Here is a 13,657-nt window from a genome sequence, read left to right as displayed (position 1 = left end):
TCCGATGGCCAAGTTAAACCATTTTGAGATTAGTCGAATTCTAGGTGCGCGGGTTGAAGCTCGATTGGGTGCTACGCAGTTCGGCGGATTCGGGTTGGAGTCAATTGTTGCGGATACCCGTGGTCAACGCATTTCCGTTGATCGACCATACGCTAATGAGTTGCTTTCCTCGGAGGACGTTCAGCGTAGAGTTGTCAAAGCTTTCGAGGATGTGCGAGACGGAGCGCCGACTGATGCTCTGCTTTTTGACGACAAGCTTCGTGATCTGTTCGAGAAGGCATGTGTCACGGCCCAGATTGAGTTGACCGCTGCGCAATGCCGAAAGATCATCTTTCGTATTCGCAAGGCGAGTAACTCTACTTTTAAGTTGTCGAAAGCGACGTACCAGGTTTCGACGCCGCAAGTTGCAAAGGACTATCTGCCAGTCATTGAATCCGCTGTCGCTCGGATAAGGTATTCAACCGGTCAATCAATCGACGAGATTTTTATTCGAGACGATCTTCGCAATCAGTTTGCTGCCTTTGTTGCTACGCTGGCACCCAAACTTTCGTTGGAACACGCAATCCAAGGTGCGTTGTATCTTCGGAAAGGTGTCCGAAAACAGGTGAAGGAAGCGATCGAGCCGTTGAAGTTGTCGCGACTAACGACAAGCTTAACGTCCGAACCGGTTCGCGATTCACTATGCGACAACCTGCCAACCGAAGAAGGCTTCTTTGAGGTTTCTGCTCCTCGGCACTCAATTTATGCCGGATGGAACCGAAGCTTAAAAGACGTTTGTGACGTTTTCGTGCGCCGTGAAACATTCGATGTAATCACTGGCGATCTTTGGGATGTACCCCACGGAGAACTAGAGTTTCGGTATTTCGCAGGGCATAAACTGGATGATGTTGAAACATCGGCTTGGGCTGCGAAATTTGTCATTGAAAAGCAGCCGCTGTTCAATGTTGCAAAAGCCGCCTAGTTCTAAGAACCAACTCTATTGACGTTCTTTGATCCAGAGCACCTCCACTCTGCGTTCCTTGCTTTTGCCGCTAGCAGAATGGTTGGCAATGTCGATTTCGACAGTTTTCCAGCCTTTCAAGTGGTCGCTGTAAAGTTCATTCTTGTATCCACTCAGAACGACATTCCCGGCCACCTTGTTTAACGCCTGCAAAAGTTGCTCGTGATCTGCAATCGTCATTTCACAGTCGTAGACTTTCGGTGCTGTTCGTGTATCCGGGGCGTACGGTGGGTCACAATAGAACGTCGTATCTTCTGAGTCCCATCGAGTAATTACTTTGAGTGCTGGCTGGCACAAAATCTGAACTCGACGCAAGCGTTCAACGATCAGGGGCAGTTGCTCGTCGATGGCAGATAGATAGCCGCTTACAACATCAGCCATTCCGCGTCGTACTCGATGAAGCGTCGCTGAAAATGCGTCGCCTCTCCCACCGATGGATTGCCGCAGACGAACGAAATCTCGTCTTGCTTGTTCGATCACATCATCGGACGGCTCTTGACAGAGTTCAAATTCAACTTCGCTGTAGGGACTCAGCGAAAGCCGGCGATGAAGCTCGTCACCGTGGTCCCGAATGACCGTGAACAAACGCGTGAGGCTCTCGTTCAGGTCGTTGTAAACTTCGACCTGCGAAATTGGTTTGTTTAACAGAACCGACGCTGCTCCGCCGAACGGTTCAACGTAGGTGTTGTGTTCCGGCAACGCTCGAACAATCGGCCCAGCCAAGTAGTGCTTACCGCCGTGCCATTTGACAGGCGGACGAATTTTACCGCGAATGCTGCTCATCTAAGCTCCTTGCCAAGCCAGTGAATTGTCGTAGCTGCCAAAGTCTAGGAAGCTCGTTGACACGTCCGGTCAACTGTCTGGGATCAGCGATATCTTAGCCGTCGCCCAACAGAAGCGCAATGCGTCGAGTTTACCTCGATCAGAAAAGCGAACGTTCAATGGTTTCGGTAGGACATTTGCAACGGTCGCGGCGACTTTTCGCGTGGCCAAGAAGACCAACCCAACGGCGAAACTCTGCCTAATCGTTGGATTCTGCGGCATTCTTGCGATACCGCAACCGTCGGCTGGCTCGCGGCTTCAAAGTTGGTCAGGAACCGCTAGAATACGGTTTCCCAAGCCCAATCAATCGCCTGTGGTGGACAATCTCAATTCCGAGCAACGCCGCCGAAACATGGCGAGCGTGACGGCAAAAGACACCAAGCCCGAACTTGTCGTCCGTAAGCTCGTACACCGTCTAGGCTACCGATACCGTCTGCATGTCGCGGACTTGCCCGGAAAGCCTGACCTCGTTTTCAAGCGTTTGCGGTTGGTCATTTTCGTCAATGGTTGTTTCTGGCATCAGCACCGAGGATGCCGCAAAAGCAAACTACCGACGATGAATCGTTCGTTTTGGACCGAGAAGCTATTTCGGAACAAACAACGCGACAAACAAAACAAACGGCGTTTGACTTCGCTAGGCTGGACCTACCTTGTCATTTGGGAATGCGAGACTCGACGTATCGACCGATTGACTGAAAAACTGTCACGTTTTTTGACGGAGCAAGAACAACATGCCGAAGAAACCAACCGTCATTGATCTTTTCGCAGGTGCAGGCGGAATGACCAGGGGCTTCGTCGATGCAGGATTCAAGCCCGTTTTGGCCGTTGAGAAAGAACCAGACTTCGCGGCGACGTATGCGGAGAACTTCGGGAAGCACATCGTCGCCGATGATATTGTTGAGTTTTGCAAAACGGCGGAGATTCCAAAAGTTGATGTTGTGATCGGCGGGCCGCCCTGTCAGGGCTTCTCAAACTTGACCGGCAACAAGAAGTGCGATCCACGCCGCGAAATGTGGCGTTACTTCATGGACGTTGTTGAGAAGTCTGAATGCGAGGTGTTCGCAATCGAAAACGTCCCAAACCTGTTAAGAAGCGACGAAGGCGAGAACATCGTCAAGTTCGCCCGTAAGCTCGGATATCACATCGACGGCGAAACATGCGGCATCCTCAACGCGGCCGACTTTGGCGTTCCCCAAAACCGTCGCCGTGCAATTCTGATCGGATCGCGGAAAGATTACTTGAACTTACCCGCTCCCAACGGCGAACATTCGACGGTTCGTGATGCGTTCAAGGGAATCCCCAAACGACCGACATATCAGGAATTGGCCGAAACGCCGCTCACGACCCCGAAATTGCACATCGCAAGAAATCCGACTGACAAATCACTTGCGAGATACCGGCTGCCCCGTTCAGGCGGTTGGTCCTTGAATCGTGCCACTTGCGTTTTCTACGGCCACGCCGTATAGTGTTGCTATGGATGGCGACGAACTTCTCTACTTTGTTTACCTCGACGAATTCCAAGACGATTGGAAGTCGATCTATTCGGATGACAGCGACGAGTTGAGTTTGTGGGCACTTGAAATGCTCATCATGAGCGATCCAGAGGGACCGCCGATCGTTGCGGGAACGGGTGGGTTGCGGAAGGTTCGATTCGCCATCGCGGAAAGCGACCAAGGCAAGAGTGGCGGCGTCCGCGTCTGTTACGCATACTTCGCCGAGTACCACATCATTTTGATGATGATGGCGTACCCGAAGAATCGAAAGGACAATTTGTCCGCGAACGACAAGGCCGGAATCAAGAAGTATCTGGCGATCACGGAAAAGTGGCTGGAGCAAAAATCACGGCGAAAACCTAGAGGCTGAACATGAACAAGAAAACTGAAAAAACAGTCGGCAGCGAACTGGTGGGACGTCTCGAACGATTCGCTAAGAAACTCGAAACGGTCGATAGCGTCGATGAGTTATCGACGTTCTTAACTGTTCGCAAAGTGAAGCTGAGTTTAAGCCCAGCGACCTTTAGCGGAGAGCAAGTCAAAGCCGTTCGAGAGTCGTTGCAAGTAAGCCAGGCCGTGTTCGCTGACTTTCTTGGCGTTTCCGTGGGTGCCGTTCGCGACTGGGAGCAGGGCATCAACGAGCCGATCGGCCCCGTCTGCCGAATCATGGAAGAAATCACGAACGACCTAGAAGGTTGGTCGCGACGGATTCGTGAACTTGCAAACGTTACGGCTAGCTGCTGACGATGACCGACGGCACCAAGTACGGATCGAAATGGGAACGCGAGGAAACGATCCTGGCATTTGATCTCTATTGTAGGATTCCGTTTCGAGCGACGAAGCGAACAAATCCTGCCGTCGTTCAACTGGCGGAATTGATCGGTCGCACGCCTAGTTCGGTTGCGAGAAAGCTAGGCAACTTCGGTTCGTTTGATCCAAAGTTAAAGGCACGCGGAGTTGTGGGGTTGAGTCACGCCAGTTCCTTGGATCGCGAAGTATTCCATGCGTTTCAGGATGACTGGGAATCGTTGATTATCGAAGCTGAAGAAATCAAACGTCGATTGCAAGACCAAGCCCCAATTTTAGATACGACAATCGCATCGGGAAGTGTGCCATCACCGCGACAGACCGAAACTTTGGTCGTTCGCAAACAAAGGATCGGGCAAGACTTCTTCCGTGCCGCCGTTGTTGCCAGCTATGACTTCAAGTGCTGTGTCACTGGATTGGATGTTCCCGAATGCCTCATCGCAAGTCACATTGTACCTTGGAACGAAGACGAATCCGCGAGACTTGATCCAGCCAATGGGCTTTGCCTATCCGCCACCTTCGACAAACTTTTCGATCGCTTCTTGATGACTGTTGAACCTGATTACACGATGCGGTTTTCGAGTCGGCTTGAGAAGTTTGCGAGCCACGAAATCCGCGATTACATCGACCGACACGCAGGAAGTAAAATCGTCGAGCCCGACAAGTTCACGCCCCGAGAGGCTTACTTGTCTTATCACAATGATCGTTTTTCGGAACTGGAAAACTTGCAATGAACACCGACATTTCTCTGCTTACTTCGGAATACCAGACGCTTCTATCCGAACTCAAATCAAGATCGCATGACGACATCACGGATGCGTTGGTTGCCGATCACGATTGGACCGAAGCGGGAGCGAGTGAGCTTGCAATGGTTGTCAAAAACTACGGAGCGTTTTTTCTTCGTAACGCTGCGGCGTTGGCGATCGCGACGGGACAAGAAGACGGCGATCTTAGCTTCTAATCCATTGCTACAGAGTCTTCTCGATTCGCGATCACCCTGCGAGATTGGCAACTTTGGCAAATCGCCCAAAGGTCAGATGCTTCAAGCGGTTTGCTTGAAAGCTGATTCTTCTTCGCGCAAACAATCAGCTTGATCTGGTCTCTATTGATCGTTGCTTCGCAAATTTGGCAACTTCCGGACGCGTGCAACAAGACTTCCGCACGAAGTTGATCGTCAATCATTGAACTGGTCGCTGGTGTTTTTGAGGCTTGTGTTAAGTCTGGGCATCTCATTCTAGACCAATCGGCGATCTTGTTTGAGTTGGAGACGCGCGTGCCGCCGTTTCCGTGTTGGAGCACGCTACCGGCGATGGTGACTCCGCTTGCGGCGACAATCATCCTCCGGCGGCTCGTTCCTCGCTTGAATCGCCTACGGATGATTCACGCCGCTGCGCTCATTCGCTTCGGTCCTGCTCCGCCGCCGCGACACGTGGCCTTCGTTCGTTCCTCACTGCGGACACGTCACTCGGGCGGCTCCGCATTCCCGCGTAACGATGCCTTGGAGCATCGTTCGTGCCGCCGGGCTTTGAAGCCCGGTTCAGGCTGTCCGCAAGCGGTTAGCCAACTTCTTTCGAGGGTCAACGTCGAACGCGATGCCACCGCTGCGTTCGTCCGTTCCGGTCGTCCGCTCGGGTCAAACATCGGCCCCCCCAACGCACAAGTGCGGGGGGCCGATGTTCGACCTTTCGCTCCCGACCTTCACTCCCTCTCTTCGCTATGCACATTCACGATTCCGACATCCCCGTCTTCATCCGACGTCGTCGTCCCCTTCGGGACTTGTTGGTGTTCGTGCTTTCGCACGTTTACTCGATCGTGCTTCTTACCGTGCTGTGGTTCGCTTTCGCTCTCCGCGTTGCTTCGTCGGGCGGCTTCATCCGTTACACGCGGCTCCGCTGGGTTGATCCGGCTTGGCTGTGGCTCGTCGATTACGACGTTGATCCGCCGTTCTGGGTCCAATGGGCGAACATCCGCTACATCGACGCGATCTACGACGTTTGCGAACTGCACTACCCGGTTGAACCATGACCGGCGGTGCCGGTCGTCACCGGGCCTTGCGGCCCGTTCCAGAGCGGACGCAAGCGGTGGTCAAACGGTTTCGCGGGTGGAGAGCGTTTCGGAGCATCAGCCGTTCTCTACCAAGTCGGAACTACGGCTACGACGTACTGATGCCGCCGCCTCCGTTCGTTCCTCACTGCGCCGACAACATCAGAACGTCTCCGCCTTCGTTTGTTTTTTCCCGCTATCGCGGATGGACGTCATCACTTCGCCTTCGCTACTGCCGCCGCCTGCGTTCGTTCCTCACTCCGGCGACGACATCCGCTACGGCTACGCGATGACCACCATCCGCTGCGCTCGGGCCATCCAGGCCCATGTTTCGGCGGCATCCTTGCCGCCGACTCCAGGCTGTCCGCAAGCGAGATTCAAACGTCAAACGCTTCGGTTGGCTGGCGGCGTAGCTCAACGTGCGCACGACTTTCAGGGCGGGGCTGCGCCATCCGTGGCTTCGCCAATATCCCACGGGCATCCATGCCCTATGCCCTCGGCGGCTCGATCAATCGCAATTCAAACGTCGTTCGCTTCGATTAAGTGCATTGGTTGTTCAAGCGTTTCCCCGTTGGTCCGCCGTCGGTATCGGCATCGCTCCCGACTTTCGTGGTGCAAACCGTTTTACCGTTGGACAGTTGGTTAGTAATTCAACTTTCAACGCTTCGGCTGGTCGCTTCCCTGCCGATCCCGATTCCCTCGGGCACGGGCCGCCGGTTCGCTGCGCTCACCCTCCACTCCGGCCACCGCTCATTCGTTCGCGATTCAACATCCGTTCGCTTGGGTCAAATGCGTTGGTGATTCGGGCGTCGTTTGCGTTGGTCCGCTTCCATGGCCTGCGTTCCGGGGGCATCCATGCCCCGGCGGCCCATTCCACGGCGATCGTCCATGCTCGCCGTGCCTTCGGCGAATCCCGCGTGGGTTCGCCTCGCCTTCTCGCTTTCGCTCGCCGACGAGGCTCAGGCGGTCGCTTCGCTCCCGCCGGGGTACGTGAGGGCATCCTGCCCATTGTGGGCGACGGCATCGTGCCGTCGCTGCCGTCGGCTTCGCCGCCGGGGTTCAGGCGGTCGTCCAGCGTGGCGGGCATCGTGCCCGGTGTGCGGCGGCATCCTGCCGCCGGGCGTCAGTCGCCGCTCTTGCCCTGACGGGCAAGCAACGCGATCGCTTCGCGGATCGGTTGGTCCAGAGTGGACCAAGCCTGCACGACGCTGCGTAAAGCTGCGTCATAGCCGAGTGCTTCGCCTTCTGCTTCGGGTACACCGAAAACCTCAGTAAACGCACGTGTTTTCGCGGATGTTTCACATCCTCTGGGGTGTACTGTCTTCATCTGGAACGCAATGGCACGCAGGTGCGGCGAGTTGCAAGGCAGCCCAGTTATTACGAGGCTATTTTCGTTTCTGCTCGTCGCGTTCACTCGGCTCCGCTGCGTGCTGCTTCGGGTTCTGCTTCGCCTTTTTCGGCTTAGAAAACGCTTCGCCGCTCAACAAAAAAACCAGCTAGCTGACTGAACGACTACAATCGCTGATATGCACCCTCGTTACGTGGTGACCAACCTGTATCACGTCGTCTAATTTAACAAGACGATGTTGAATTCGACAGGTTCATCATCCGCCTCTTTGACGACCTGGCTAGCTTTGAGTGAGCTATGATCGCCGAAGTGTTCGATGACGAGCATGATCGCCGCTTTTGATCCATCTCTCGCTTCTTCAAAATAGCCTTCGAGTTCAGCGTTGGTTAGGACGACGATTGCGTAACGATCGGTGGCAATCGCGGGCGCAAGTAAGCCAAACGATCTGCGAAAGTCGGATTTTCTTTCGACATCGGCTCGGAAGCGCGGTGGACGAACTTGACGGCATCCAAGAGGAGTTGTTTTTCTGATTCGTCGGCGATGGTGAGTTCCAAAGTAATTTTCTCGGGCGTTCGTTCGATTGCTTCGGGCTCAAATGGAACGATTCGGTATAGCTTGCCGGGCGGACGCGGACCACGTCGTTCCAATGCTGCATACTGCTCCGTCGTTAACTCGGCGAAACTGGTGTCTTGAAACTCGATTTCGTTTGTGAAAATGATTTGCAGTGCCGGTATCAAGCGAAACGCATCGAACATGGTGATCCTCTTCACAGCGAGTTTTCGGGCGAATGGACTATTCACCGAAACAAGTCTAGCTGAACCATCTGACATCAATCAATCGGCGACCACTTCGTTCCACGATCACGCACGTTGCCAAGGAAACGCTGAGTTTAGATGGTTGGTCCATGACTAGCGATGACTGGAAGCGATGACTGGGACACGCCAAACCAACGAAAGATGTAACCGATGCGAATGGTTTCTCTTTTGGTGAACGGTTACTTTTAAATACTTGGCTATTACTTCACCGACTTGGCCAGCGAGCACGAACTCGTCGCCCACTTGGACAAACTCAAGGCCCACGACGAAGCTCTCAAAAAAAATCAATAGCCAACCATCGGGGTGTCATCCAAGCAAACTCGACTCGCTGTGAATGTTGCGAGGTCAGTCACTGCACGTGTCTGAGTGTGACTCGGGTCTCGGTTCAATGCCTGACGACCAACCGCCGCAGGAAAAATCAGCCGATTGTTCTTCTGGAGCAACCGCTGGGCCGAACAGTATCTGGTCTGACCTATTTGATTTCTCAGCGGTAGCGTGTGGTCTATCTATCTGTGGATCGTTGATTGGACCGTAGATCCACATCCAACCTCAAGACCTTTAAGACTGCGGATATCGACCACGGCACCAAATGGAAGAAACACATCGAAAAACCTATCAAAGTCTTCCCCCCAATAAATCATTGCGCAAGCCATCGGTGCTCCCTTACCGTCATCCTTTCCATTTTCAAGAAACTTCAGTCGGGTGTCGTACAAAAAAGCAATTCCGGTGGCGACACTCCAGACAAACTTCTTCCAATGCTTGGTATTCGCTGCGACTGGAACCAGTGCTAAGACTTCGGTTCCGTTTGACAAGTTCGCCTCTGCACACCTAGCTAGCCAATCCCGGATCGTGGTACCACGTTCTCGATCCGAACCATATGGCGGATTCACGAAAATTGAATCGAAGTTCCAGGTTTCTAAGAGTCCGTCATGCTTCGGAAGCTGGTATCGCTTTTTTGCTGAAATGACGGAGTATTGATTTGAGCAAGGGTCGAGGCTAACTGGGCCATCGAAAAACTTTTCGATCGCAGTTGAGTATTTCGGTGGGGTACACCATTCTAGGCTTGCTGAGTTAACTGTTCGTCCTGCAGTCATTATCTTAAAATCTCATTCCAAGGTTTATCACGTAGCTTTTCTAGCTCTTGCCGTAACTCACTCAGTGGCAAGCCAGCGGGCGAAATGACATTGAACCAGCTTTCGACTTCAGACTCATATTCGACAAAAAAGTCTTTCAGTGCCTGATCGGCTTTCACGTCGATTTTCACCTTCGTGAATCGGTTGTTTTTCTTATTTGCTTTGTAGCTTTCCAAAAATGCTTCTCTCGCTGCCTGCAGCTTGGGGATCGGTTTTAGCAACAGCCGATTGATAAACTCAGAAAGTCCTTGATCGGTAAAGAAAATAAGCCAGTCGTATGACTGAGCAAGAACTTGAAGTTCCTTGTTTGGATTATCGGAGGTGAACCAATTGCCGTGATTACTGACCACGCCAACAGTCATCGTAAACTCGGACAAGAGGTCATGATCATCCGAGTCGAGAACTCGACGAAGCATGTCCAAGAATCGCCCATGCTCTGGTGTGCCGTCTGAAGAGTGCAACAAGCCTCCAAGATCGCCATCTGGCATGCGGTACTTTTGCAGGCTCGAAACAGAGCTAGCGACGTAAGCTCCCTGCTTTGCTTTCTCAATCGTTTGCGGGCCCTTCTTTTGGCCTTCCTCGACGCCAACTCGCTTACATTCAAACATCGCGTACGGATGTTCGTGAAGCTTAGTGACTAAAACGCCGTATTTTTGGCCACAGATTTTGTCAATGTGGCCACAGATAATTGCATTTTCTGTTTCACCTAACGTACATCCGTTGCGAAGCCGAAGGTCGCTACCAAGCAAATGGTTGTTTCTTTGTTCTGCCTTGGGTAACGAATCAAGAAGACTGCAAGACTTCCTCAAGCGAGCAAAACTCAGTGGCAATTTCTCGCAGTCAATCTCAAACTCTTCCTGATGCAAAATTGGGTGCGAGGAAAACTCTACATTGTGTGTGATATCTGGATTGCGATACTCAGGCAGGCTCCGCTCAATCGTTAAGGCGTTCCTCAGTTCCCAAGAATTGAGCAGATAGTAGGTAACAATCTCGACGAGCGTACCCAGGGCCCGACCGGCGGCTTTTTTGCGGTCGCGAGCGTAGTGAAAAACCTCGCTCACGAGAGTTTGTTGAAGTTTATCGACGGATTCAAACGACACTATCAAGGCTCCAAAGGACTGGCGTCTCGAATTGTACCAATCACTTTCATTAGAGGCTATCGAGGTCACCGTGATAAAACCGACGGCGTAGCTTATGCCGCCGAACAAACCAAATAGGACGACAAACCAAAGGGGACAGGGGGAATAGGTGGCTGGTTCACCTAAACTTAACCCCGTTCGCTTTTATGAATTCGATCATGCAGCCTTTGCATTCTTTCATGAGTCTCGAACTCGTCTGTCGGCGGTTCGGGATGCTTGGTCGTTCTTTTTTCAATGTGGTCCGGCACGGCTAGAGGGGCATTGATGGCGATTTATTTAGGCTTGTTTTTTCCGCAGCTTTCGTGCCGACGCTCGGCATGAAAGCTGCATCGTTACTTCGTTATTAACTATCTCGAACCTATGTCAGGAAAATACAATGACGAAAGATCTTTCAATTCAAACGGTTCACGGCGTCTCGCATCCCTTCGTCGTTCAAGCCGGCCAGTCTGATGAAGCCGAGGATCACGAACCGCCCGAACCGCAGCATTATCGTGAAGCGGTATCGGAGCGGCTGGAGAAAATTCAACAGCAGGAAGAATCAAATGTGATCAAGGAATCGCCATGAATCAACGCGTTACTTCTGGAACACTCAATCGTTGGATGCAATCAGCGATTGATGAATGTCAGCGAGGAATCACAGGTGGACAAAGTCCGTTTGCGGCTGCGATTTATGATCGCGATGGAAATCAACTCTCGCTTGCTCACAACATTGTCCGACAAACCAGTAAGCCTTCGCATCACGCGGAGGTGATGGCGATTGACATGGCATGCAGCAAACTCAAGCGAAAGACGTTGCCCGATGACGCTTGGTTGGTATCTACCGGCGAGCCTTGTCCGATGTGCGCGGCCACGGCGGCCAACGCCGGTATCCGCAACATTGCTTTCGGTGCGTCCCGGCACGTGATTGTATCCGCAGGGTTTCAAACGCTCGGGCTTGGGTGCGAAGCGTTTTTTCAGGCCTGCAATGTGTCAGCCAAAATCGTTGGGGACATCGAAGCCGACCAGTGCGGAAGATTACTGATGGACAATGCGAAAGAGTAGAGCAATTGTGACAATGGCGCTGTGACTATCGCTCTGTGACTATCGCTCTGTGACTATCGCTCTGTGACTATCGCTCTGTGACAATGGCTCTGTGACTATCGCTCTGTGACTATCGCTCTGTGACTATCGCTCTGTGACAATGGCTCTGTGACAATGGCTCTACGATGACTCCGATTCTGATTTCGATTCCGTTCGCTCTCGGTCTCGCTTAGTTGCTTCGATGATTTGATCGAGCACTTTGGGCGATAGCCAACCATGTTCGATAGCAATCTCGGCTGCTTGGACGCTGTCGGTGACCAAGTACATCGGCACACCAACCGCGGCGGCTTTGCGGACATATTGATCGACCTTCTCGTCGTGCTCACTTTCCAAACTTGGATCGACATCGCGAATAAAAATTCCGGCGATGCGATTTGGGAATTCCTTTGCAGCCTCCGCGTACAGCCTCGCGTCTTCTTGGCCCGAATCGCCGAACAACAAAAACGGCAGTTGATCGAACGTCTCGATCAATCGGCGAGATTTGTCGAGCTTGTGATCGTGACCGGACTTCAAAAGTTTGTTGTCGTCGAATCCCAGGTCACGCAGCAACAACGGTCCTCGCGGGATCGCGTTGAGTTCCAAGAAGTCTTCCAGCAAGTCATACAAATTCCAGGGCGAACTGGAAACGTAGAAGATCGGATTGGCTGGTTCGCCATCGATGCCGCGTTGTAGTTCTTCGTACAACTTGGCCACACCATCGAGCGGTGCTCGGGTGCGTGCGTTGCCAAAGAAGGTCAACTTAGCCATCTTTGCGATGTCCGTCGCGCCGGTGTGCAGGATTGTATCATCAACGTCGCTAATGATCGCAAACTTGGCATCCGGCGGAGTCGTCAGGACGCCGCAGGTCGCTCGATCGGTCGCGTGTCTCGCTTTGGGGTGATCGACAATCCGTAATCGTGCCATGTCCCAAAATGCGTCATCGGGTTTAGCGGTTCGCGGAATTTTGATGTGGAAGTAACCTTCCGCATCGGTGGTTGCCGTTGCTTCGAGCCCATCGAACGTTGCCTCGACCTTCACGCCTGGCACTTCGTCACTGACGAAACGCCCGACTGTGTTGTTGAGATTTTGCCACCAACGATCGCTCTTATAATTGGGATCGAGTGGTGGGTTGGTGAGCACGCGGCCGTGCAGATGAATCGCATCGGCCGACGCGTATCCCATGTAGGGCTGGATCTTTGGCACGCCTTCGCGACCGTAACGTCGGCGAAGCTTGCGAATGCCGGCGTCTGCCGCGTCGTCGGCTGACGACGCGGTTCGTGTTAGCCAGTCGCGAAAGCTTGTTCGCCACTTGGATTCCGCATGGTCGTTCATGGCAGGGTTCGTTTCTTCCAACGAAGGATTCATCCGATCGAATGATTGACTTTGCGCGGCATCAAGTGGCTTTCAATCGACTTCGGACACAACGTCTTCGTCGTCCATTTCTTCGAGGTTATCGGCACGACGTTCGCCAGCGTCTTCGATTTCGTCCGCGATCGTTTCGCCACGATCTTCCAGGTTCTCGGAAGTCTCATCGGCCTGCTCTTCGAGTGCCGGTCGGGCGGATTCGTAACGATCTTCGATGTTGTCGGCGACCGTGTCGTAGTCATCACGAACTTCGTCGGCGTACTGCTGAGTCGTGTCGCGGACCTCTTCAGCCCGCTCGTCGTAAACCGAGTCGTCGCAGCCAACGAAGGTCAATCCAAGTGCCAAAGTCAAAGCGGTCAATGTGGTCTTCATGATTCTTCCTAAAGTTTGATATGCATTTGTCGCCCGCTACGAGAACACTTTGGACGACGGATCTGACTTACAAACCGTCGCAATCTCTATGCCAAAGTTCGCTGAGAAAGTTCGCTGAGAAAGTTCGCTGAGGAACTGTCCTGAAACAAGTTCCGTATTTGGCGAACTCTCTCGTAGCTGGGCCCGCCAGGGTTCAGTCGGGTAGAGCTCAACGCCGTGAAGAGTTTTGATCCCGGAAAAAACGTGTTAGTTCGTTTAGCC

Annotated in this window: 19 protein-coding genes; 10 read left to right on the top strand and 9 right to left on the bottom strand. The window is 52.9% G+C overall.

The window, feature by feature from the left end:
* Positions 1 to 4 precede the first annotated feature (4 nt).
* A complete protein-coding gene (locus tag RC85_RS00095; protein WP_068257842.1) occupies positions 5 to 961 on the top strand; it encodes a hypothetical protein in 957 nt (318 codons plus the stop codon).
* 15 nt (positions 962 to 976) lie between these two features.
* Here the strand turns inward: RC85_RS00095 and RC85_RS00090 are convergent, their stop codons facing one another.
* Positions 977 to 1,783, bottom strand: a complete 807-nt coding sequence (locus RC85_RS00090; RefSeq protein WP_068257841.1) for a DNA adenine methylase — start codon at positions 1,781 to 1,783, stop codon at positions 977 to 979.
* Between the two features lie 355 nt (positions 1,784 to 2,138).
* On the opposite strand from RC85_RS00090, the gene RC85_RS00085 reads away from it, so the two are divergent.
* From RC85_RS00085 to RC85_RS00060, 6 genes are read left to right on the top strand one after another with little or no spacing between them, the layout of a single operon-like run.
* A complete protein-coding gene (locus tag RC85_RS00085; RefSeq protein ID WP_238383073.1) occupies positions 2,139 to 2,579 on the top strand; it encodes a very short patch repair endonuclease in 441 nt (146 codons plus the stop codon).
* Positions 2,554 to 3,288 carry a DNA cytosine methyltransferase gene (locus tag RC85_RS00080; protein WP_068257839.1) on the top strand — a complete coding sequence of 245 codons (735 nt, stop codon included), beginning with the start codon at positions 2,554 to 2,556 and terminating at the stop codon, positions 3,286 to 3,288. The genes RC85_RS00085 and RC85_RS00080 overlap by 26 nt, the downstream gene beginning before the upstream one ends.
* A gap of 7 nt (positions 3,289 to 3,295) precedes the next feature.
* Positions 3,296 to 3,685 (top strand): type II toxin-antitoxin system RelE/ParE family toxin, encoded by a 390-nt coding sequence (locus RC85_RS00075; RefSeq protein WP_068257838.1) that lies wholly within the window; start codon positions 3,296 to 3,298, stop codon positions 3,683 to 3,685.
* A gap of 2 nt (positions 3,686 to 3,687) precedes the next feature.
* Complete coding sequence (locus RC85_RS00070; protein ID WP_068257837.1) at positions 3,688 to 4,059, top strand: helix-turn-helix domain-containing protein; 372 nt, start codon at positions 3,688 to 3,690, stop codon at positions 4,057 to 4,059.
* Between the two features lie 2 nt (positions 4,060 to 4,061).
* Positions 4,062 to 4,856: an HNH endonuclease gene (locus RC85_RS00065; RefSeq protein WP_068257836.1), complete on the top strand. Its 795-nt coding sequence runs from the start codon at positions 4,062 to 4,064 to the stop codon at positions 4,854 to 4,856.
* Entirely contained in the window at positions 4,853 to 5,083 is a 231-nt protein-coding gene (locus tag RC85_RS00060) for a hypothetical protein (RefSeq protein ID WP_068257835.1), read from the top strand. The genes RC85_RS00065 and RC85_RS00060 overlap by 4 nt, the downstream gene beginning before the upstream one ends.
* Here the strand turns inward: RC85_RS00060 and RC85_RS27350 are convergent.
* Positions 5,080 to 5,304, bottom strand: coding sequence for a hypothetical protein (locus tag RC85_RS27350; RefSeq protein WP_162273148.1), 225 nt, complete (start codon positions 5,302 to 5,304; stop codon positions 5,080 to 5,082). The two genes, RC85_RS00060 and RC85_RS27350, sit on opposite strands and share 4 nt — an antisense overlap.
* Before the next feature lie 534 nt (positions 5,305 to 5,838).
* On the opposite strand from RC85_RS27350, the gene RC85_RS00050 reads away from it, so the two are divergent.
* Positions 5,839 to 6,147 (top strand): hypothetical protein, encoded by a 309-nt coding sequence (locus RC85_RS00050; RefSeq protein ID WP_068257833.1) that lies wholly within the window; start codon positions 5,839 to 5,841, stop codon positions 6,145 to 6,147.
* A 745-nt stretch (positions 6,148 to 6,892) separates the two neighbouring features.
* Here RC85_RS00050 and RC85_RS26530 read toward each other — a convergent pair.
* The 5 genes from RC85_RS26530 to RC85_RS00025 form a co-directional block, all read right to left on the bottom strand.
* Positions 6,893 to 7,252: a hypothetical protein gene (locus RC85_RS26530; protein ID WP_149752621.1), complete on the bottom strand. Its 360-nt coding sequence runs from the start codon at positions 7,250 to 7,252 to the stop codon at positions 6,893 to 6,895.
* Between the two features lie 36 nt (positions 7,253 to 7,288).
* Positions 7,289 to 7,492 carry a hypothetical protein gene (locus tag RC85_RS00040; RefSeq protein WP_068257831.1) on the bottom strand — a complete coding sequence of 68 codons (204 nt, stop codon included), beginning with the start codon at positions 7,490 to 7,492 and terminating at the stop codon, positions 7,289 to 7,291.
* Positions 7,493 to 7,899: 407 nt separating this feature from the next.
* Positions 7,900 to 8,313, bottom strand: a complete 414-nt coding sequence (locus tag RC85_RS00035; protein WP_162273147.1) for a hypothetical protein — start codon at positions 8,311 to 8,313, stop codon at positions 7,900 to 7,902.
* Between the two features lie 521 nt (positions 8,314 to 8,834).
* Complete coding sequence (locus RC85_RS00030; protein WP_068257829.1) at positions 8,835 to 9,422, bottom strand: DNA N-6-adenine-methyltransferase; 588 nt, start codon at positions 9,420 to 9,422, stop codon at positions 8,835 to 8,837.
* On the bottom strand, positions 9,422 to 10,630 hold the full coding sequence (locus RC85_RS00025; RefSeq protein ID WP_149752623.1) for a hypothetical protein: 1,209 nt from the start codon (positions 10,628 to 10,630) through the stop codon (positions 9,422 to 9,424). Before RC85_RS00025 ends, RC85_RS00030 begins: the two co-directional genes overlap by 1 nt.
* Positions 10,631 to 10,976: 346 nt before the next feature.
* Between RC85_RS00025 and RC85_RS00020 the strand changes: the two genes are divergently transcribed.
* Complete coding sequence (locus RC85_RS00020; protein ID WP_068257827.1) at positions 10,977 to 11,165, top strand: hypothetical protein; 189 nt, start codon at positions 10,977 to 10,979, stop codon at positions 11,163 to 11,165.
* A complete protein-coding gene (locus tag RC85_RS00015; RefSeq protein WP_068257826.1) occupies positions 11,162 to 11,641 on the top strand; it encodes a nucleoside deaminase in 480 nt (159 codons plus the stop codon). The genes RC85_RS00020 and RC85_RS00015 overlap by 4 nt, the downstream gene beginning before the upstream one ends.
* A 159-nt stretch (positions 11,642 to 11,800) precedes the next feature.
* On the opposite strand, the gene RC85_RS00010 is transcribed toward RC85_RS00015, so the two are convergent.
* Positions 11,801 to 12,991: an App1 family protein gene (locus RC85_RS00010; protein WP_068257985.1), complete on the bottom strand. Its 1,191-nt coding sequence runs from the start codon at positions 12,989 to 12,991 to the stop codon at positions 11,801 to 11,803.
* A 72-nt stretch (positions 12,992 to 13,063) separates the two neighbouring features.
* Positions 13,064 to 13,396: a hypothetical protein gene (locus RC85_RS00005; RefSeq protein WP_068257825.1), complete on the bottom strand. Its 333-nt coding sequence runs from the start codon at positions 13,394 to 13,396 to the stop codon at positions 13,064 to 13,066.
* Positions 13,397 to 13,657 lie beyond the last annotated feature (261 nt).

The sequence above is a fragment of the Rubripirellula obstinata genome, assembly GCF_001642955.1.
In the GTDB taxonomy this organism is placed as follows: domain Bacteria; phylum Planctomycetota; class Planctomycetia; order Pirellulales; family Pirellulaceae; genus Rubripirellula; species Rubripirellula obstinata.
Note: the sequence above shows the minus strand (reverse complement) of the source record. Positions and strands in the feature narration are given on the sequence as shown.

Bases quoted from the DNA above. Each gene is read 5' to 3' on its own strand.
- RC85_RS00095 (WP_068257842.1), top strand. From the start codon at position 5: ATGGCCAAGTTAAACCATTTTGAGATTAGTCGAATTCTAGGTGCGCGG.
- RC85_RS00090 (WP_068257841.1), bottom strand. From the start codon at position 1,783: ATGAGCAGCATTCGCGGTAAAATTCGTCCGCCTGTCAAATGGCACGGC.
- RC85_RS00080 (WP_068257839.1), top strand. From the start codon at position 2,554: ATGCCGAAGAAACCAACCGTCATTGATCTTTTCGCAGGTGCAGGCGGA.
- RC85_RS00075 (WP_068257838.1), top strand. From the start codon at position 3,296: ATGGATGGCGACGAACTTCTCTACTTTGTTTACCTCGACGAATTCCAA.
- RC85_RS00070 (WP_068257837.1), top strand. From the start codon at position 3,688: ATGAACAAGAAAACTGAAAAAACAGTCGGCAGCGAACTGGTGGGACGT.
- RC85_RS00065 (WP_068257836.1), top strand. From the start codon at position 4,062: ATGACCGACGGCACCAAGTACGGATCGAAATGGGAACGCGAGGAAACG.
- RC85_RS00060 (WP_068257835.1), top strand. From the start codon at position 4,853: ATGAACACCGACATTTCTCTGCTTACTTCGGAATACCAGACGCTTCTA.
- RC85_RS27350 (WP_162273148.1), bottom strand. From the start codon at position 5,304: ATGATTGACGATCAACTTCGTGCGGAAGTCTTGTTGCACGCGTCCGGA.
- RC85_RS00050 (WP_068257833.1), top strand. From the start codon at position 5,839: ATGCACATTCACGATTCCGACATCCCCGTCTTCATCCGACGTCGTCGT.
- RC85_RS26530 (WP_149752621.1), bottom strand. From the start codon at position 7,252: ATGCCCGCCACGCTGGACGACCGCCTGAACCCCGGCGGCGAAGCCGAC.
- RC85_RS00040 (WP_068257831.1), bottom strand. From the start codon at position 7,492: ATGAAGACAGTACACCCCAGAGGATGTGAAACATCCGCGAAAACACGT.
- RC85_RS00030 (WP_068257829.1), bottom strand. From the start codon at position 9,422: ATGACTGCAGGACGAACAGTTAACTCAGCAAGCCTAGAATGGTGTACC.
- RC85_RS00020 (WP_068257827.1), top strand. From the start codon at position 10,977: ATGACGAAAGATCTTTCAATTCAAACGGTTCACGGCGTCTCGCATCCC.
- RC85_RS00015 (WP_068257826.1), top strand. From the start codon at position 11,162: ATGAATCAACGCGTTACTTCTGGAACACTCAATCGTTGGATGCAATCA.
- RC85_RS00010 (WP_068257985.1), bottom strand. From the start codon at position 12,991: ATGAACGACCATGCGGAATCCAAGTGGCGAACAAGCTTTCGCGACTGG.
- RC85_RS00005 (WP_068257825.1), bottom strand. From the start codon at position 13,396: ATGAAGACCACATTGACCGCTTTGACTTTGGCACTTGGATTGACCTTC.